An 18,282-nucleotide genomic window follows, 5' to 3' on the forward strand; every position below is an offset into this window, starting at 1 on the left:
CGCGCCAGTTTACCGGATCGCCAAGCCATCAGCGCCGAAGAAATGCCGTTTCTCCCCCGGGAACACCAACCCAACGCCATCCCCCGACCGCAGCGCGCTTTCGCCATCCGTCCGCACGGTCAGCTTCCCCGCCGCCCCGCAATCCACGATCAGGAAGATATCCGCGCCAAGGTATTCCGCCACATCGACCGTTCCGTCCAGCGCCCCCTCCCCCGGCGCGCCCAATCCAATCGCCTCGGGTCGCACGCCCAGATGGGCCGCCCCGCCCGGCGCGCCCTCAAGACGCAGCCCCTCACACGGCAATTCGATCACGTTCATCTTGGGCGAGCCAATGAACTGCGCCACGAACAGGTTGTCGGGATGATCATAGAGCGTTTTGGGCGAGCCCACCTGCTCGATCCGGCCCGCTGACAAGACCACGATCCGGTCAGCCAGTGTCATCGCCTCCACCTGATCGTGGGTCACATAGACCATGGACGCCTGCAATTGCTGGTGCAGCTTGGCGATTTCGTACCGCATCTCGACCCGCAGCGCGGCGTCGAGGTTCGACAATGGCTCATCGAACAAAAACGCCGTCGGGTCGCGCACAATCGACCGACCAATCGCCACACGCTGGCGCTGCCCGCCCGACAAATCCTTGGGCCGCCGCTCCAGATAGTCCTCCAACCGCAGGGCGCGCGCGGCCTCGGCCACCTTTTCGTGCTGCTCGGCCTTCGACGCACCGGCAGTCTTCAGGGAAAAACCCATGTTCTCGGCCACCGACATATGCGGGTAAAGCGCATAGCTCTGGAACACCATCGCCAGCCCACGCTTGCTTGGCGGCTCGGCGGTGGCATCGCGCCCGTCGATCATCACCTGGCCCCGCGAGGTCTCTTCCAGCCCCGCGATCATCCGCAAAAGCGTGGACTTCCCGCAGCCCGACGGCCCCACAAAGATGACGAACTCGCCATCTTCCACGATCAGATCGACGCCCTTGATGACCTGAACATCGCCGTACCATTTCTCGACGGCCCTAAGCTCGATCGCACCCATGATTATGCTCCCTTCACCGAGGGTGAGGCCCAGGCGAGCCAAACCGCTGCCGTCCACGTAAACGTCCCCCCGCCCGCAGGCGTGCCGTCGATCGGCGAAAAATACTCCGCAAATCCGCGCTCCGCGATCAGGCGCGCGGTGTCGCGGCGGATGCGCTCGGCCTGTGTCTCCAGCCCCGCCTCGGCCATGCCCTTGGCCGCCATGTAATTCATGATCGCCCAGACCGGCCCGCGCCAATAGCGCAGATGATCGAACTCCGGGCCCGCCGGATCATAGCTCGGCAGCGCATAGCGGCAGCGGTCCAGCACGGTATCGAGCGTGCCGCGCACTGCCGCATCGCCCACACCCGCCCACCAACACAAGAACCCCGCATTGCTGACCGAGCCCGCGAACTGGCCCGTGCGCAGGTTGCGCCCCTCATAGCTTTGCGTTGCAGGGTTCCACAGGCTCCGCACACCCTCTTCCAGCACGCCGATCCACCCGTCGATCTCCGCACGGTCCGCGCCCAATATGTCGGCCATCCGCGCCAGATCGCGCAGCGACCGCAGGCACGTGAAGGTCATCGTCGGATCGGCCACGCGAAACGGGCTTTCGGCGGCGATTTTCGCGTCGTCCCAATCGCGATCCCGCCCGAATTGCACCAACCAGATATAGCGGTCGTAATCGGCCTGGGTGGGCCGCATCTTGGCATCCACATGGCCCGTATCGCGCCGCGTGTAGGGGGCCACGCCGACCGGGTCGATGCCCGCCATCGCCTCGTCCCAATCGGGCGCGTTGTCCCGGCCCGCTTCCCACGGATGGGTGATGCACACCGCCCCGCTTTCCGCCCGCGCCGCCATCATCCAGCGGTGGAACGCCACAAGCTTGGGGAACAGCGCGGCCAACCTTGCGGCCCCCGCCTCCCTGTCCATCTCGAACACCGTCCACGCCAGCGCCGCCGCAACCGGCGGCTGGCTGATCCCCGACGATGGCAAACCCTGCGCCCCGCGCCCCACGGCGCCTTGCGTGCCCCAGACATCGGGGCCGGGAAAGTACCCGTCATCGACCGCATGGAACAGGATATGGGGCACCATGCCGTTGTCCCACTGCCCGGCAAACAAGGTCTCCAACTCCGCCCAGGCCCGGTCCACATCGAACGTCGCAAATCCAAGCGCTGCAAACGCGCTGTCCCAGTTCCACTGGTACGGATAAAGCCCCGCCGTCGGCACCGTGTACCCGCCCTTGTCGTTCAACCGCAGGATCCGTCGCGCCTCTTCATCCAGCGACCCGGGGTCTATACCATCCATGTCTTTCATCCTTTGACACTGCCCGCCGTCAGGCCCCTGGTCATGAATTTCTCCAACCCCAGGAACAGCACCATCACCGGCACCGTCGCGATCACCGCGCCGGCCATCAAATGCTGTCGCGGCACTTCCGAGGAATTGAGCGAGGCAATCCCCCGCGTCAGGGTAAAGATCTGCGGATCATCCAGCAGCATGAACGCCAGCAGAAACTCGTTCCACGCGATCATGAACACATAAAGGCTCACCGACACCATCGCCGGCAGGCTCAGCGGCAGGGTGATCTTCCAGATCACCTGCAACCGGTTGAGCCCGTCCATAAGCCCCGCCTCTTCGACCTCCGCAGGCAAGCCGCGGAAATATCCCTGCAACATGTAAAGCGCCACGGGGATCGTCGTGACCGGATAGATCATCACGATCCCCACGATGGTGTTGCGCAGGCCGGTTTGCGAGAAAACGATATAGATCGGCAACGCCAGCACGATCATCGGCACCATGTAAATCAGCAGGATCGACCGGCTCAATGACGCCTGCCCCCTGAACCGCAACCGCGCCACCGCATAGGCCCCCGGCACGCTGAACAAAAGCGTCACCAAAACCGTGATCACCGAGATGTAGAAACTCGTCCACATGTACCGCCCGAAATTGAAATCCTGAAACAGCTCGCGGTAGCTGCGGAACAAATCCGACCCCCGGCTCAGGTCGATGGAATAATCCAACGGATTGGCGATCAACGCGCCCTGCGTCTTCATCGACGTCATCACCATGACGTAGAACGGAATGAACACCGCCGCCGTGAAGAAAATGAACCCGAACCCGGTCAAGAACCGGATCACCGCCTCCTCCCATTCATGGCGGGTCATCTCGCCCAAGGGCGCCCCGCGCAGGATCATCGCCATCGACATCCCCAGCGCCCCGCCGAACGCCAGCGCCATCGCCAGATGCGCCCCAAATCCCAGATCCGCCCCGACATGCACCGGCGACAATCCCGTGTAACTCAACCCCAACGCCAACGCCGCGCCGCCCGCCGACAGGATCCAGCCCGAGCGCACAAACAACGCCGCAGCCCCCATGCCCGCCCCCAACACCACACACCCGAACAACCCCGGCCGAAACGCTGCGCCCGTCGAAAAGCTCAACACCACCGCCACCGTGGTCGCCACGACAAAGGCCCACAGCACGCCCAACACCGGGCCGGTCACATATCCCTGCCGGATCATGCCCGCGCCTCCCATGTCTTCCTTGTTTCGAAAATACTCTCGGGGGGCGCGAAAGCGCGCTGGGGGCAGACAGCCCCCAAAAGCATGGGGGGTCCGGGGGGGCATTGCCCCCGCGGTTGGTCGGCGACGCAGTCGACGAAACACCGCTCCGCCCGGGGCTCGTTTGAAACGTCCACTGGACGTTTCATCAACTGCGTTGAACCACTCACAGCCCCTCCTCCTTGCTCATGAACCGAAAGAAGAACCACGAAAACGCCAGCAAACAGCACAGGATCACCACCGCCACCGCCGCGCCTGCGCCGATGTTGCTGACCGCAAAGGCCTGCTCATAGACATTCACCGTCAAGGTCCGCGTGCCCGCATTGCCCCCGGTCAAAAGGAAAATGTCGTCGAACTTGTTGAACGTCCAAATGAACCGCAACAAGAACAGAACCGACAAGATCCCCATCAGCATCGGCAACGACAGATAGCGGAACTTCTGAAACGGCGTCGCCCCGTCCACATCCGCCGCCTCGTACATATCCGTGTCGATGCTCTGCATCCGGGCAAGGATGAACAGGAACGACAACGGGAAATACCGCCAGATCTCGAACACCGTCACCATGATCAACGCATTGGGCCGCACGCCAAAGAAATTCACCGGCGCATCCACCACGCCCATCTGCACCAAAAGCGCGTTGATCGACCCGGACGTGGGGTCGAACAGGATCACCCATGAAAACGCCACCGCGATCACCGGGGCCACATAGGGAAACAGGTACAGCCCCCGCAAGACCCCCTGCCCCCGGAAACTCAGGTTGAGCAAAAGCGCCGCAAAAAGCCCCACCACCAACGCCCCGACGGTGCCCACAACGGTGTAGAACAGCGTCGCCCAGATCACCGACCAGAACTCGCGCGCATCGAAAATGGCGCGGAAATTATCAAGCGTGAATTCACCACTGGTCAGGACATTGACCGCGTCCCCCGTGATCTCCACCGGCGTGTCATCCTCGATGGCATCCTCAAGGCTCGCGTCAAAATCCGCCGGAATCTCAAGCGTCACGCGTTCGCCCCCGCCCAACGCCTCGAACCGACAGCTGAGCGCGGCCCCCTCCATCGCGCAGGCCTCGGGCAATGCACCCAGACTGACCCCCTCGGGCAACACATCGCGCAGCACCACATTGCCGATCGGGTCATCCTGGCTGGGGTTGCGGATGCGGTAGCGGATCAATTGATCCGCCTCGCCGATATTGCGCACATCCTCGCGCACAACCGGGGCGGCGGGCCGCAAATCGGCCAGCCCCACGGGTTTGAAAGAGATCCACACGATCGCCAGAAGCGGCAGCAAAACCACCACCATCACCGCGGTCAGCGTCGGCAACAACAGGCTCCACGCCAGCCGCGCCTCGCGCTTGGCAAGTGGGCCAGTCCCCTTCGGCGGTGTGGCGGTCTCGGTCATGGGGCGCGTGCTCGCGATGGATCAAAAAGGGGGGGCTCGGTGGCCGGTGTCGCGGCCCCCGAACGAGATCACCGGGCGGGGCACAGGCCCCGCCCGAAGCTCAATGGGTTTACTCGATGGCGCCCAGTTCTTCGTTCATCAACGCGACCGTTTCCGCCGCAGGGCGCACGCCATCGACATATTCGCGCACCAGACGGTTGATGACCTGACTGTTGATGATGCGCGAGGCAAGCGCCAGCTGGCCCTCTTCCACGCCCCAACGCTGCGCGACGTCCAGGCCGCCGACGATCTCGTCGATCATGCTCTGCTCATAAAGGTCGCCCAACGGCGCACGGCGATCCACACCCACGTCCAGCGCGGCCCAGGCTTCGACGAACTCCGTCGGGTTGTCCTCGGTCCCGCGACGCACAGGGAACTTGCCCTCCGGCGCGATGGCCAACGTCGAGGTGTAGCCCGCGTTCATCGAATATTCGACAAAGGCCATCGCCGCGTCGGTCTCGGCATCGGCGGTGATCCCGAAATACCGCACATCGCCCCAGGCCGCGCCGTCCGGGTTCGAAGGCCCGGCGAAGTTGGTCACGATGCCCGTCGCCGCCGCCAGATCGCGGGAGGTCGGATCGTCATTGATCGTGGGCGGGGCGCTGTCGCGCAGACCGGCCAATTCATCCAAAATGAACGGCGACCAGATGATCATCGCCGCATTACCCGAGAAATACAGCGTCCGGGACTGATCCCAATACAGCTCGCCCTCGGGGCTGGCCTCAACGATGGCCCGGTAGAATTCCAGAACCTCGACCGTGGCCGCCTCGTCAAAGCCGCTGAACCCGTTCTCATCGACCGGCGACGCGCCATTGGCCAGGAACACATGCTCCAGAACCTGGGACATGAAGTTTTCGTCCACCTTGGTGGGGGCGACGAACGCATACATCTCCGGCGGATTGTGCAGGGCCTCGACCGCGGCCAGCACGTTTGCGTAGCTGTTGGGCGGCTCAATGCCCGCCTCCGCGAACAGATCCGCACGGTACACCAGCATCTGCGTCCAGCCATCGACCGGCACCGCCGCGTAGCCGCCATCCACCGCCGCCATCGTCAGCGGACCTGCCGCAAACGTGTCGCCGCCAAGCGCCTCTACCACATCGGTGGCCGCATCGCTGTCCAGGATACCGGCCTCGAACCATGGCAACGCATATTGCAACGGATGATAGATCACATCCGGCAAATCACCGGCCGCAAACGCCGCCGTTGCGCGCGTGCCCAGATCGCTTTCCGTGACCGGGATCACCTCGACCGCGATACCGGTCTCTTCGGTGAAGGCGGCGGCCATGGTTTCCTGCCGCTCCAGCCGCTCGGGCTGCTCTTCGGTGGTCCAGAACCGGATGTTGTCCTGCGCCGCCGCGACACTGGCCATCGCCAGCCCCGACACCGCCGCCAAAAGCGCGATACGTCCTGTTTTCCTCAACTCAGTCATGACTTTCCTCCCTATGGTTTTCTCAGTCTTTCAATCGCATCCGGCTCTCATTGGCCGGCTCGGGATCTTCGATGATATCCGAACGCCGCGCGATCAGCCGCGCGGGCGCAAGTTCGCGCAGATGCGCCGGATCGGTGCCGCGAATGCGGGCAATCAACAATTTCGCAAGCCTCTGACCCGCCATCCGGTTATCCACCGAAAACGTGGTCAGCGGCGGCGTCGCCTGCGCGGCCTCCGGCAATCCGTCATAGGCGATCACCGCAAGATCATGGCCCACCTGCCGCCCCATCCCCCGCGCCGCGCGGTACAGCCCCAGCGCCGCCAGATCGAGCGCACACACCACCGCCGTCGGTGCCACCCCCGCGGCCAGGATACGCCGCCCCGCCGCCTCACCCGCCGCAATATCCAGAACCCCTTCGGCCATCGTCTGCGGATCCACCGACACACCCGCCTCGGCCATCCCGGCCAGAAACCCGTCGTGGCGCAGATGCGCATAGGTGTAATCGCGCGACCCGTTGATGAACCCGATCCGCCGGTGCCCGAACCCCGCCAGACGCAGCACCGCCTGCCGCATCGCATCCTCGCCCGAAATGTCGAACCATGCGCAATCCGTCGGGTCGCCCGACCGGCCATACAAGATGAACGGCACGCCGCGCGCCTTGCACAAATCCACGCGCGGATCATTCCACATCGCGCGGGGCAGGATGAACCCGTCCGCCTTGCGCTCGTCGATAAGTCGCCCCATCGAGGCGACCTCATCCTCCACACCCGTCGCCGTGGATACCGTCAGGGTCCAGCTCTCTTCCGAGGCCGCGCGGCTGATCCCATCGAGAAAATCGGTCAGGAACGGGCGATGCAGATCCGCATTGCCGGTGTTCAGGATCAGGCCAAGCGACCGGACCCGCCCGGTACGGATCGCCTGCGCCTGCGCCAACGGGCGATACCCCATCCGCTCGGCGGTGCGCGTCACCCGGGTGCGGGTCGCCTCGGCAATGTCGGGATACCCGTTCAGCGCGCGGCTGACCGTCCCTTTCGCCAGCCCAAGCGCATCGGCCAGATCATTGATCGTGACCCGCTGCACCGCCCTGCGTGATGCGTCTTTCGATTGCATCTATTGCCTCCCCGAATCTGAAAGTCGGCTCCGAAACCGGTTTCGGCAAGGCAAAAGCGCATCCAAAACCGGTTTCGAACGCTGCAGCGCAGAAAGGTGATGCCCTCAGTCGAGCGTCTCGCGCAGCCAACCCACGATGTCATCCACCGCCCGATCGGTCAGCGCAGGGCTCAGGATGTCGCCCGCAATCACATGGTGAAACGGGTCGCCGCCTTCGTCCGGAACCGCCACCGGGATCACGGTCGTTTCACCGCCCCAGCGGGCCGCGAACTCCCGCGCGGCGGGGGCTGAAATCACCTGATCCGTATCGGAAAACAGGAACAGCGCCGGGATATCCACGCCGCTGTAATCGCGCGCCCGCGTCTCGCGCAAAAGCGTGCCCATGGATACCGTCGCCACCGTCGGATAGCGCGTCGTCCAATAGGTCGCCTGCCCCGCGTTGATCGGCTCGAAACTGCGCTCTGCCCCGGCAATCCACGGCACCCAGACCCGCGCCCCGAACAGCTCCAGAAGCGGCCCCGCCGGGTTCGCCACCTCAAAATTGGGCGAAATCATCACCACCGCCTCGACCGCTTCCGATGGGGCCTGCTCTGCCAAGATATACGCCGCCAGCGTCGCCCCGGTCGACGTCCCGATAACGATCACCCTGTCGCCGACCTGACGCGCGATCTCAAGGAACATTTCCGCATCCTCGACCCAATCGCCCGCCCGCGCCGCGCCCAGGGCCTCGCCCGTCGACCCGTGCCCGGTCAGCCGCGAAAACACCAGGTTCGCACCGAAGGCCTCGGCCACGCGGTCGGGCACCGGGCGGATCTCTTCGGAACTCGCAGAAAACCCGTGCAGGTAAAGCACCACCGTGTCACTGCGCGCGCCCTCTTCCCCCGCCCAGATGATCCGCGCCTCGGTGCCTTCGGTGATCTCATCGTCGTTTTCGCGCGCCGCAAGATAGCCGACCGCATCATTGATCTGACGCGGCGCCTCGACCCGTTCGATCCCCTCGCCCGGCGCGAAGATCACCACCGCCAGCACAGCGCCAATCACGATCACGATCCGCCCGAGCCATTTGCCGAGGCTACGCATTGATCAAGACCTCATCGACCGCGCGCGTGATCGTGTCGAGGCATTCGGGCGTCGAAAACCGGTGATCGGCATCCTTGACCAGCTCAAGGTGAATGTCGCCGCCCTCGACATGATCCATCAGGCGCAGCGCCACCTCCATCGGCACATCCTGATCCGCCGTGCCCTGCAACATCCGCATCGGCACATCGACATGCAGCGGATCGCGCAGCACGAAGTGATCCCGCCCGTCCTCGATCAGCTTCCGGGTGATCACCATCGCATCGCCATACTCCGACGGCAGGGCAATCTCGCCCTCCTCCATCACAACCTTGCGCTCGGCGGCCGTCCATTGGTCCCAATAGCCGTCCTCGGTGAAATCCGGCGCGGCGGCAATCGTGACGATCCCGGCCAGCCGCTCGGGCATCCGCTGCGCCAGCAACAGCGCCTGCCACCCGCCCATCGACGAGCCTACGACCACGACCTTTTCCTCGGTCAGCGCGCTGATCGCGGCCACGGTATCCTCGTGCCATTCTCCGATGCAGCCCTGGTTGAAGTCGCCCGAGCTTTCGCCATGCCCCGAATAATCGAACCGCAGGAATTCCCGCCCCGAGCGGCGCGCCCACGCCTCCAGATGCACCGCCTTCGTGCCCGTCATGTCCGAGCGCAAACCGCCCAGAAACACCACCGCCGGCATCCGCCCGGAAAACTTGTGATACGCCAACCGCCGCCCCTGCGCGGTGTCGAGGTATTGTATATCGCCCATCTGCCTGTCCCGCCGTTATTTCACTGGCCGTACCGGCCCACATGCGCTGCCTCGCAACCTGCCCCGCGCCGCGCGCCATCGCAACACCATCGCCACGTCATGGGCGGAGCCTCGCGCAATGTCGCGGTGCCTGATGTCTGCACCTGCGCCGCGACAGATTGCAATTGACCCCACCGCACGCCCGGCACACAACGCCCCAATGGCCGACACCCCCCGCCTCCTGATCCCGACCCTCTCCGCGGTGAACTTCATCGTCGGCATGGGCGCATTCCTGACCGTCGGCCTGATTGAACCCATCGCCGATGATTTCGCCGTGACCGACGCGCAATCCGGCGCACTGCTGACCACCTATGCGATCCTCTACGCGGTGCTCTCCCCGCTTCTGGTCTCGCTCACCGGCCGCATCGGACGCCGCCGCGTGCTGGCCGCCGGGCTGGCGATCCTCGGGCTCGCGGCGCTGATTTCGGCCCTCGCCCCGACGCTCCTGACGCTGCATATCTCGCGCGGCCTCGCCGCCATGGGCGCGGGCGTCATCACCCCCGTGACCGCCGCCGTCGCCGCACAGCTCACCGCGCCAGAGCGTCGCGCCCGAACGCTGGCCGCCGTCTTCGCGGGCCTCACCATCGCCCAGGCCATCGGCATCCCCATCGGCGGCTGGGTCGCCTATACCTTCGGCTGGCGCTACGCCTTTGCCATCGTCGCCCTGCTCTCGATCCCGGCGCTGATCGTGCTGTGGCGCATCGTGCCCGCGGGCCTGTCCTTCGCGCCGGTCTCGCTCCGCGACCTCGGCCACACCCTGCGCGATGGCCCGCTGATGGCCGCGGTCCTGTTCACCGCCACCTTCCTGTGCGCGATCTTCGTGCTCTACACCTACTTCGCCCCCCTGCTCGCCGCCGACATGGGCTTCGCGCGCGACGGCATCACTCTGGCGTTCTTCGTCTTCGGCCTCGGCGCCATCGTGGGCAATTACATCGGCGGCTGGATCTCCGACCGGATCGGCGCCTCCCGCACGCTCCTGATCCTCACACTCCTGCAAATCGCCGTCCTGCCGCTCTATTCCTACCTGCCCCTGCCCAATACGATCCTCATGCTCTACACCTTCGTCTGGTCGCTCATCGGCTGGTCCTTCGGGGCCGCGCAACAGGTCCGCCTGGTCGCCCTCGATCCGGCCCGCGCGCCTGTCCTGCTGTCACTCAACGCCGCCTGCATCTACATCGGCGCCGCCGCCGGATCGGCCATCGGCGGCGCGGTGATCGAACGCGCCTCCGTCTCCTCCCTGGGCCTCGCCGCAACCCTCGTCATGCTCGCCGCGCTCGCCCACCTCCTCGCCTCCAACCGCGCCACCTCACGTCGCAAGCGCGCCTGAGGCGCGACACACCGTCTGCGCCCCTGACACGCGCGCGCCCCCTGACGCGCGCCCGCCCCTCTTTGCTTTCCAAATACCTCCCCCCATTGCCCGATAGGTGGCTTCGCCACCGTAAGGGGAGGGTCCGCACTCACCACACGCGCCCCCGTTGACAATTCACACCACCCCCGCCAAAACCGCGCAACCCATACCCGCAACCGGGCGTTTCGTAGGCGCCAAACCGACGAGGAGGCCCCAAATGGCCCAAATCTCCCTCACCTTCCCCGATGGCAACGCGCGCCAATTCGACGCCGGGATCACCCCCGCCGATGTCGCCGCCTCGATCTCCAATTCGCTCGCGAAAAAGGCCATCTCCGCCACCGTCAACGGCGAACACCATGACCTGCAATGGCCCATCGACACCGACGCCTCCATCGCCATCCACACCCTCAAGGATGACGACCAGGCGCTGGAGCTGATCCGCCACGACTGCGCCCACATCATGGCCCGCGCGGTGCAGGAAATCTGGCCCGACGTCAAAGTCACCATCGGCCCCGTGCGCGACCAGGGCTGGTTCTACGATTTCGACCGCGAAGAGCCCTTCACCCCCGAAGACCTCGGCGCGATCGAGGCCAAGATGAAAGAGATCATCAACGCCCGCGATCCCGTGCGCACCGAGGTCTGGGACCGCGACCGCGTCCGCGCGCATTACGAGGCCACCGACGAGCCCTACAAGGTCGAACTCCTCGACCGCATTCCCGGCGATGAACCCATTCGCATGTATTGGCATGGGGATTGGATGGATCTCTGCCGCGGCCCGCATCTGCAACACACCGGCCAGGTGCCCGCCGACGCCTTCAAACTCATGTCCGTCGCCGCCGCCTATTGGCTCGGCGACAACACCCGCCCCATGCTGCAACGCATCTACGGCGTCGCCTTCAAGAACCGCGATGACCTGCGCAAATACCTGAATTTCCTCGAAGAGGCCGAAAAGCGGGACCACCGCCGCCTGGGCCGCGAGATGAACCTCTTCCACATGCAGGAAGAAGCCCCCGGCCAGGTCTTCTGGCACCCCAACGGCTGGACCATCTACACCACGCTGCAAGATTACATGCGCCGCAAGCAGCGCGCCGATGGCTATGTCGAGGTCAACACCCCCCAGGTTGTCGACCGCAAATTGTGGGAGAAATCCGGCCACTGGGACAAATATCAGGAACACATGTTCATCGTCGAAGTCGATGAAGAACACGCGCAGACCAAGGCGATCAACGCGCTCAAGCCGATGAATTGCCCCTGCCACGTCGAGGTGTTCAACCAGGGCCTGAAATCCTACCGAGACCTGCCCTTGCGGATGGCCGAATTCGGCACCTGCGCGCGCTATGAACCCTCCGGCGCGTTGCACGGCATCATGCGCGTGCGCGGCTTCACCCAGGACGACGCGCACATCTTCTGCACCGAGGATCAGATCGAGGCCGAATGCGCCAAGTTCATCACCTTCCTGTCCGGCGTCTACAAGGATCTGGGCTTTGAAAGCTTCGACATCGCCTTCGCCACCCGCCCCGAAAAGCGTGTGGGCACCGACGCGGCGTGGGATCACGTCGAAGGTGCGCTGGAAGCGGCGATCAAATCCGTGGGCAATCCCTACCGGATCGAGGAAGGCGACGGCGCATTCTATGGCCCCAAGCTCGACTTCTACCTGACCGACGCGATTGGCCGGGTCTGGCAATGTGGCACCTTCCAGGTCGACCCGAACCTGCCCGAACGCCTTGGTGCAACCTACATCGCGGCCGACGGGGCCAAGCATCGCCCCTATATGCTGCACCGCGCCTGCCTGGGCAGCTTCGAGCGCTTCATCGGCATCCTGATCGAAAACTCCGAAGGCCGTCTGCCCTTCTGGCTCGCGCCCCGGCAGGTCGTCGTGGCCTCCATCGTGTCCGAGGCCGATGACTTCGTGCACGAGGTCGTCGCCGCCCTCAAGGCCGCCGGTGTCCGGGCCGAGGCCGACATCCGCAACGAGAAGATCAACTTCAAGGTCCGCGAACATTCCGTCGGCAAGGTCCCCGCGATCCTGGCCATCGGCAAGCAGGAGGTCGAAAACCGCACCGTCACCCTGCGCCGTCTGGGCGAAAAGCAAACCTCCGTCCTGCCGCTGGGCGATGTGGTCCAATCGCTGTCCAATGAGGCCATCCCACCCGATCAACAGGCCCGCGCCACGGAATGAACTTCGACGATGCAACCGGCCTGCTGAACGCGGAACGCTATCTCGGCTTCCACGGGTTGCGGGCCGGGCCCGCATACGGGCATGACGACACCGCCCTGAGCATCGAAGTGGACGGGGCCGATGTCTCCGGGCGCGAGGTTGCCGCAGGCACCGGCGACGATGCGATCGACCGTATTCTGGGCCCGGTGCGCGCCATTGAAACCGGCCCCGGCAGCTTGCGCTACACCCTGCGGTTCGACCCGTGCATCGCCTACACCTGGCGGGACGAAAGCTACGTGATCCCCGAACGGGACGAGGATTTCACCCGAAAGCTGCGCCACTACGACCAATCCGCCTTTCTCGATTATGTCACCGCCTCCACCTTCGCCGCCGAGGCTGCGGGCTACCCGTTGGAGCATTTCGCAATTGTCACCCTCGACGCGGTGATCGACGTCATCTGCCGCGACGCGCCGCAGGTCACGGCCCGCATGCTGGACCCCGATGACCCCGGCCCGCTGCCCGGCGGCCCGTCCGCGCCCCCCACCGATCTGCCACGCTAACAGGCTGTTTTGTCCGGATTTTGTGCGTCCATGCGCGCGCCGGCCGGCCCATCTCCGGCAAAAAGACACCGCTAAATTGCCTAAAACCCGTCGGTTTATTGCCGCCGCATATTGGTAAATCCATGCCCGAGGGCCGCGTAAATTGGCACGAGCAGGTAACCAGTATGTATCAACGATTAAACAATGTGGACGCGTTTGGTCCGTTCCAGCATCCGCTTGGAGCGCCGCAAACCAAACCCCGTCAAAGCGCCTCCGCGCGCAAGGCGACGCCCGATCTGCGCGCGATCTGCGCCGACACCCCGGTGCCCACCCCGACCGGCCCCGTGGCCGCGGGCGATCTGCGGGTCGGCGACCATGTCACGGCCTCCGACGGCGCAGCACTGCGCATCACGCGCCTCACGCGCAGCACCTTTTCGCAGAACGATCTGGCCCTGAACCGTGACCTGGCACCGATCCGCATCGAAGGGAATGCCTGCACCGGCCTGACCAATACCACCACGCTTCTGGTCTCACCCGACCTCGCCCTGCACCCCATGCAAGGCAGCGCCGAAACCCTGCCCGCGCGCGCGCTCTACGACGGCTGCATGATCCGCGCCGTCACCCCCGAGAACGGCATCGACTACATCCATATCGCGCTCGATCGCCCCGCCTCACTCGACCTCGACGGGTTGTCCATTCGCCTGGGGGAACCCGCCGGTCAGGCCGCCGCCGGCCAGGCATCTCTCGGCTGGCAGCACACCGAAAAACGCGTCTTCCGCCCGATCCGCTAGCCCGGGCTCAGAAATGCGCGTGCTCTTCATCGGGCCGCCCCGCCGCCAGCGCCAGCACACCCGCGACGCCGCAAAACGCAATCGGGAACATGGTAAAGACACCAAACCCGAACGCATAAAGCATCCCCGCCGCCGACAGCAGCAACAACACCCCGCCCCACAACGCCCGCGATCGCGCCATCGCACCACCCGCAATCGCCAGGATCGGCGACACGAACGCCATCGTGCGATACAGCTCCGGATTGTCCACCTGCGCCGCCAGATCCGGGATCTCCCCGAACCAATCAATGAACACCGTGTAGCCGTAGACGAAAAAGCCCACGATCATCGCGAGGATCCCTCCGATCACACCAAGGACAAGGGCTGCGTTGCGCATCTGGCACTCCATGTTTGCTGAACTCGACATGACATGGGGGCCGCAAAACCGCGCCCCAACCCCCGTTACGGGGAAACCCGGGCGCGCGCTCCCCCTAAACGCCCAGCGCCGCCTGCACGTCCTTGCTCCAGCCCAGATGCAAGACGCCCGCGTCATCCTCGATCACCGGCCGCTTCATCAACGCCGGATACCTGACCAGCAAATCCGCATGCGCCTCCGCCCGCTCGTCCTGCGACAAACCGCGCCACGTCGTGGACCGCGTGTTCACCAACGCCGCCGCGAACGCGTCCAGAAACCGCGCGATCTGCGCCCGCTCCAACGGCTCGGCGCGCACGTCTACAAACACCGCCCCGTTCAGCGCCTTCACCGCCTTGCGACAGGTGTCACAGGCCTTCAATCCGTAAATGCGCAAAATTTCCCCTCCGCATAAATCATAGGCAGACTCATGCCGCGTCGGCGGCAGAATGCCCCAAAACCCTTGTTTTCATCCCGAAACACACCATCCTTTTGTCCGTGAGGGAAGGGGAGCCGCGTCCTTTTGCAAGCGAGCAGGGCGCCGTGACCTGATTGCACCGCACCGCCGCAACACATGTGGGCGGGACTCGAAACTAAGGAAAGACGCGGGAAAATGCCCACCGGCACTGTGAAATGGTTCAACACCACCAAGGGTTTCGGCTTCATCGCACCTGACGACGGCGGCTCGGATGTGTTCGTGCACATCTCGGCCGTGGAACGCGCAGGCATGACCGATCTGCCCGACAACACGAAACTCAGCTACGAACTGCGCGAGGGCCGCGATGGCCGCTCCTCTGCGGTGGAGCTGCAGAAAGTCTGACGCGCACCGACGCGCACGCAAAAGCCGTCCCCGCGCCGCCTTCCCTGGCGCGGGCGACACTCATCTTGCGCGATTAACCGCACCTTTACCCTGACCTGCTATCTCTGAACGGGTCAGCATAGGGAGGTGACGGATCGTGCGGAATGCGCGGGCCTCCTCCCGGCCGGCGCCTCCTCCCCCTTTTGTCGCCTCCCCTGCTTCATCTTTGGAAAAGGAGGCGCCCCGATGTCCGAATTCCTCGACCTTCTCGCGCTCTACTACCTCTGCGATGCCACCGCCCTGATCCGCCCCATGTCCGGCGACGAAGTGCAGGCCTGCATGGGCACATACGACGCTGTCAAAGCCTGGTTCGCTCCCTTCGATCTCGCCGCCCCCGGCACGCTCGAACGCCATGCCCAAATGCTCGACGGCTACCGCGGCTTTCTTGACTGGCAACAGGGCAATTCCGATCTGGTCACACTCATGCGCGACGACGCCATGGCCCGCGCCCGCGGCCTCTCCGGGGCCGTGATCCGCTAAGGCCGCTGTCGCCTTCGTGATCCCCGCGCGCTTGACCTGACCCCGCCCGCTGGCCTCTGCTGAGTGCGAAAGGAGCCGCACAATGGGCGAATTCCTCGCACTCCTGCTGGCCTATTACACCTGCGACGCCGCAGCCCAGAGCCAACAACCCCTCTCCGGCGACCGCCTCGCCTGCGTGGACACCTACGAGGCCGTCAAAGCCTTCTTCATCCCCCTGAACGAGGCCCCCTTCGGCACCCCCGAACACGCCGCCCAACGCGTTGAGGCCTACATCGCCTTCTCCGCATGGGAGGCCGAAAACGCGGACGTGGTGGCGGACCTGCGCGCGGCGGCTGCGGCTGCGGTGGAATGAGGCGCAAGAGCCCCGCCATCGACGGGCCGGGGAGTGTCGATCCAACGGTCGTTTTGCGCGATTTATGTCTGAAACATCCGCACGCCGCACATTCGGTGCGCCTAGCTTAGCCAAATCGACAGGCCGCCGGACGGCCCGTCGATGGCGGGGCGGGCCAGCCCGCTGTTAACCCACTTGGGGCATGAAAAACCCTACACAAAACTTCTGCTCAGAGGCCAAAGCCATTGCCATTACCTGACCCAACCCAATTCGTCGCAAACCTCTGACGCCAACGTGTCAATCCAACCAGTCGCGTCTTCAGCGAGTGCTAGAGCCCAGTTCTCGATTGGGACATCCATTTCGGGCGGGCAATACGTTACACCACGATCAACGACACTTACAGGAACAACGTAGCTTGGCGTGCTCTTGAGTATTGAACCTGATGGCAAACCATCACCAGTCTCGAACGTCCTCTCGGTTATCCGGTAATCGGGCTGTACGTGTATCTGCCCATTAATTCTGCTCACGCAACCGATAACGGTTCTTCTGGCTCCTTCTTTAAAAACTCCTCCAAAGAAGCCGGGCACCAGAACCGATTTTTCTGCTTTGACCTCTTTGATGACCGACTTGAAAGAATGTTCCTCGGCATTTCGAGCATGGAAAAGGTAGTGAGCACTCGGTTGCCCACCGTCCAAAACCCCGTCCCGAATTTTCTGCTCAATTCCACCGAGGCCGCTTAATCTACACAGTTTGCCAAGCAGCTTTTGCGTTTGACACCAAACAGAGATGAAGTTTTCCTAAATCAGACAGGCCTCCGCTGGATCCTCGCAACATTCCAACTCGTCAATATACCTCCGGGCACGTCGCAGCTTGCCCTCAAACTTGTGAAAATCATCAGCACCAACGGTCATAATCTACTCGCCAATCGTTCATATTTTTCTACACCTCCGAACTGCGAGAACCCCTTAAAAACCCCTTTCCCCAACAAAACCAACCCCTTAATCCCCGGTTGCAACCTTGCAACCTCACCCGAACACCGCCTCGAACTCCCGCCATTCACCCGCACTCATCCCCGAGCTCTCCTGCGTGACGGTCTCACCGGCCAACCGCCGCCGCACGACCTCGACCCCCTTGCCGCTCAACTGGACCCCGCCCATCCGGTAGTCCTCGAACGCGCCGTATGCCGCGGGCACCCAATCCTTGACCATCTCGGCAATCGCATCCGCATAGACCCGGATTTCATACTGCGCATGGGCGTCCGCGCGCAGCCGCAGGAAGTGGAACAGGTTGTGCAGATCGACCTTCCAATACCATTGCGTGTAGATATTCGCCGGAAGGTTCATCCGCGCCAATTCCCGCGCCAGCCCCTTCTGCCCCTCCTGCGACAGCATTTCCTCGTAATGATCATAGGCCCGCCCCGCGTCCTCCTTGAGAACCCGCAACACCCGTTCGGCCTCTTCGCCCTCCAACGTCTCCCCGCGCCCCTGATTGTTCACCACCGATTGCGCCGCAAGCTGCTCCGGCTCGGGGATATAAAACTCCCGGTCCAGGATCGAATACCGCGCCGAATATTCATTCACATTCGCCGTCCGGTGCCGGATCCATTGCCGCGCCACGAACACCGGCAATTTCACATGCAGCTTGATTTCGCACATCTCGAACGGCGTCGAATGCCAGTGCCGCATCAGGTAGCGGATCAAACCGCTGTCATCGCGCGCCTTCTTCGTCCCCGCCCCGTAAGACACCCGCGCCGCCTGCACGATCGCCGCATCGTCGCCCATGTAATCCACGACCCGCACGAACCCGTGGTCGAGCACCGGCTTGGCCTCATAAAGGTGCTTCTCCATCCCCGGCGCCACGGCGCGCAGCGTGGGTTGCGGATTGGAGCGGGCAGACTGGATATCCTCCAGTTGTTCGGGCGTCAGCGGCATGGCATGTCCTCAGGGAATCGGTGGATCGGCGTGAGGCTATATCT

The 18,282-nt window shown here is 64.1% G+C and carries 18 protein-coding genes; 7 read left to right on the forward strand and 11 right to left on the reverse strand.

Translation table 11 applies throughout. The features are described 5' to 3' along the window. Positions 1–9: 9 nt before the first annotated feature. From V8J83_RS17985 to V8J83_RS18020, 8 genes are all read right to left on the reverse strand, one after another. A complete protein-coding gene (locus V8J83_RS17985; protein WP_339987873.1) occupies positions 10–1,032 on the reverse strand; it encodes an ABC transporter ATP-binding protein in 1,023 nt (340 codons plus the stop codon). A 2-nt stretch (positions 1,033–1,034) separates the two neighbouring features. After that, positions 1,035–2,318 (reverse strand): MGH1-like glycoside hydrolase domain-containing protein, encoded by a 1,284-nt coding sequence (locus V8J83_RS17990; protein ID WP_339987874.1) that lies wholly within the window; start codon positions 2,316–2,318, stop codon positions 1,035–1,037. 5 nt (positions 2,319–2,323) lie between these two features. Beyond that, positions 2,324–3,532 carry a carbohydrate ABC transporter permease gene (locus tag V8J83_RS17995; RefSeq protein ID WP_339987875.1) on the reverse strand — a complete coding sequence of 403 codons (1,209 nt, stop codon included), beginning with the start codon at positions 3,530–3,532 and terminating at the stop codon, positions 2,324–2,326. Positions 3,533–3,737: 205 nt separating this feature from the next. Further along, positions 3,738–4,970: a carbohydrate ABC transporter permease gene (locus tag V8J83_RS18000; protein ID WP_339987876.1), complete on the reverse strand. Its 1,233-nt coding sequence runs from the start codon at positions 4,968–4,970 to the stop codon at positions 3,738–3,740. Between the two features lie 109 nt (positions 4,971–5,079). Next, positions 5,080–6,438: an ABC transporter substrate-binding protein gene (locus V8J83_RS18005; RefSeq protein ID WP_339987877.1), complete on the reverse strand. Its 1,359-nt coding sequence runs from the start codon at positions 6,436–6,438 to the stop codon at positions 5,080–5,082. Positions 6,439–6,460: 22 nt separating this feature from the next. Further along, entirely contained in the window at positions 6,461–7,549 is a 1,089-nt protein-coding gene (locus V8J83_RS18010) for a substrate-binding domain-containing protein (RefSeq protein ID WP_339987878.1), read from the reverse strand. A 105-nt stretch (positions 7,550–7,654) separates the two neighbouring features. Continuing rightward, positions 7,655–8,629, reverse strand: a complete 975-nt coding sequence (locus V8J83_RS18015; RefSeq protein WP_339987879.1) for an alpha/beta hydrolase — start codon at positions 8,627–8,629, stop codon at positions 7,655–7,657. Beyond that, positions 8,622–9,371 carry an alpha/beta hydrolase gene (locus V8J83_RS18020; protein ID WP_339987880.1) on the reverse strand — a complete coding sequence of 250 codons (750 nt, stop codon included), beginning with the start codon at positions 9,369–9,371 and terminating at the stop codon, positions 8,622–8,624. Before V8J83_RS18020 ends, V8J83_RS18015 begins: the two co-directional genes overlap by 8 nt. Positions 9,372–9,570: 199 nt before the next feature. On the opposite strand from V8J83_RS18020, the gene V8J83_RS18025 reads away from it, so the two are divergent. The 4 genes from V8J83_RS18025 (at position 9,571) to V8J83_RS18040 (ending at position 14,246) form a co-directional block, all read left to right on the forward strand. Further along, complete coding sequence (locus tag V8J83_RS18025) at positions 9,571–10,737, forward strand: MFS transporter (RefSeq protein ID WP_339987881.1); 1,167 nt, start codon at positions 9,571–9,573, stop codon at positions 10,735–10,737. 238 nt (positions 10,738–10,975) lie between these two features. Continuing rightward, positions 10,976–12,937 carry a threonine--tRNA ligase gene (thrS, locus tag V8J83_RS18030; RefSeq protein WP_339987882.1) on the forward strand — a complete coding sequence of 654 codons (1,962 nt, stop codon included), beginning with the start codon at positions 10,976–10,978 and terminating at the stop codon, positions 12,935–12,937. Beyond that, positions 12,934–13,476, forward strand: coding sequence for a hypothetical protein (locus V8J83_RS18035; protein ID WP_339987883.1), 543 nt, complete (start codon positions 12,934–12,936; stop codon positions 13,474–13,476). The genes thrS and V8J83_RS18035 overlap by 4 nt, the downstream gene beginning before the upstream one ends. A 164-nt stretch (positions 13,477–13,640) precedes the next feature. After that, on the forward strand, positions 13,641–14,246 hold the full coding sequence (locus V8J83_RS18040) for a Hint domain-containing protein (RefSeq protein ID WP_339987885.1): 606 nt from the start codon (positions 13,641–13,643) through the stop codon (positions 14,244–14,246). Between the two features lie 7 nt (positions 14,247–14,253). On the opposite strand, the gene V8J83_RS18045 is transcribed toward V8J83_RS18040, so the two are convergent. Continuing rightward, positions 14,254–14,622, reverse strand: a complete 369-nt coding sequence (locus V8J83_RS18045; protein ID WP_339987886.1) for a hypothetical protein — start codon at positions 14,620–14,622, stop codon at positions 14,254–14,256. Positions 14,623–14,716: 94 nt separating this feature from the next. Beyond that, the gene (locus V8J83_RS18050; RefSeq protein ID WP_339987887.1) at positions 14,717–15,034 is read right to left on the reverse strand and encodes an arsenate reductase family protein; all 318 of its coding nucleotides are present in this window, start codon (positions 15,032–15,034) and stop codon (positions 14,717–14,719) included. Positions 15,035–15,250: 216 nt separating this feature from the next. On the opposite strand from V8J83_RS18050, the gene V8J83_RS18055 reads away from it, so the two are divergent. From V8J83_RS18055 to V8J83_RS18065, 3 genes are all read left to right on the forward strand, one after another. Further along, on the forward strand, positions 15,251–15,457 hold the full coding sequence (locus V8J83_RS18055; RefSeq protein ID WP_339987888.1) for a cold-shock protein: 207 nt from the start codon (positions 15,251–15,253) through the stop codon (positions 15,455–15,457). Between the two features lie 225 nt (positions 15,458–15,682). Continuing rightward, positions 15,683–15,976: a hypothetical protein gene (locus tag V8J83_RS18060; RefSeq protein WP_339987889.1), complete on the forward strand. Its 294-nt coding sequence runs from the start codon at positions 15,683–15,685 to the stop codon at positions 15,974–15,976. An 82-nt stretch (positions 15,977–16,058) separates the two neighbouring features. Continuing rightward, positions 16,059–16,328 carry a hypothetical protein gene (locus V8J83_RS18065; RefSeq protein WP_339987890.1) on the forward strand — a complete coding sequence of 90 codons (270 nt, stop codon included), beginning with the start codon at positions 16,059–16,061 and terminating at the stop codon, positions 16,326–16,328. A gap of 1,004 nt (positions 16,329–17,332) precedes the next feature. Here the strand turns inward: V8J83_RS18065 and thyX are convergent. Then, positions 17,333–18,238, reverse strand: a complete 906-nt coding sequence (gene thyX / locus V8J83_RS18070; protein ID WP_339987891.1) for an FAD-dependent thymidylate synthase — start codon at positions 18,236–18,238, stop codon at positions 17,333–17,335. Between the last annotated feature and the right edge of the window lie 44 nt (positions 18,239–18,282).

It is taken from the genome of Gymnodinialimonas ulvae (genome assembly GCF_037543845.1).
Classification (GTDB): Bacteria; Pseudomonadota; Alphaproteobacteria; order Rhodobacterales; family Rhodobacteraceae; genus Gymnodinialimonas; species Gymnodinialimonas ulvae.

Bases quoted from the DNA above. Each gene is read 5' to 3' on its own strand.
- V8J83_RS17985 (WP_339987873.1), bottom strand. From the start codon at position 1,032: ATGGGTGCGATCGAGCTTAGGGCCGTCGAGAAATGGTACGGCGATGTT.
- V8J83_RS17990 (WP_339987874.1), bottom strand. From the start codon at position 2,318: ATGGATGGTATAGACCCCGGGTCGCTGGATGAAGAGGCGCGACGGATC.
- V8J83_RS17995 (WP_339987875.1), bottom strand. From the start codon at position 3,532: ATGATCCGGCAGGGATATGTGACCGGCCCGGTGTTGGGCGTGCTGTGG.
- V8J83_RS18000 (WP_339987876.1), bottom strand. From the start codon at position 4,970: ATGACCGAGACCGCCACACCGCCGAAGGGGACTGGCCCACTTGCCAAG.
- V8J83_RS18005 (WP_339987877.1), bottom strand. From the start codon at position 6,438: ATGACTGAGTTGAGGAAAACAGGACGTATCGCGCTTTTGGCGGCGGTG.
- V8J83_RS18010 (WP_339987878.1), bottom strand. From the start codon at position 7,549: ATGCAATCGAAAGACGCATCACGCAGGGCGGTGCAGCGGGTCACGATC.
- V8J83_RS18015 (WP_339987879.1), bottom strand. From the start codon at position 8,629: ATGCGTAGCCTCGGCAAATGGCTCGGGCGGATCGTGATCGTGATTGGC.
- V8J83_RS18020 (WP_339987880.1), bottom strand. From the start codon at position 9,371: ATGGGCGATATACAATACCTCGACACCGCGCAGGGGCGGCGGTTGGCG.
- V8J83_RS18025 (WP_339987881.1), top strand. From the start codon at position 9,571: ATGGCCGACACCCCCCGCCTCCTGATCCCGACCCTCTCCGCGGTGAAC.
- thrS (WP_339987882.1), top strand. From the start codon at position 10,976: ATGGCCCAAATCTCCCTCACCTTCCCCGATGGCAACGCGCGCCAATTC.
- V8J83_RS18035 (WP_339987883.1), top strand. From the start codon at position 12,934: ATGAACTTCGACGATGCAACCGGCCTGCTGAACGCGGAACGCTATCTC.
- V8J83_RS18040 (WP_339987885.1), top strand. From the start codon at position 13,641: ATGTATCAACGATTAAACAATGTGGACGCGTTTGGTCCGTTCCAGCAT.
- V8J83_RS18045 (WP_339987886.1), bottom strand. From the start codon at position 14,622: ATGCGCAACGCAGCCCTTGTCCTTGGTGTGATCGGAGGGATCCTCGCG.
- V8J83_RS18055 (WP_339987888.1), top strand. From the start codon at position 15,251: ATGCCCACCGGCACTGTGAAATGGTTCAACACCACCAAGGGTTTCGGC.
- V8J83_RS18060 (WP_339987889.1), top strand. From the start codon at position 15,683: ATGTCCGAATTCCTCGACCTTCTCGCGCTCTACTACCTCTGCGATGCC.
- V8J83_RS18065 (WP_339987890.1), top strand. From the start codon at position 16,059: ATGGGCGAATTCCTCGCACTCCTGCTGGCCTATTACACCTGCGACGCC.
- thyX (WP_339987891.1), bottom strand. From the start codon at position 18,238: ATGCCGCTGACGCCCGAACAACTGGAGGATATCCAGTCTGCCCGCTCC.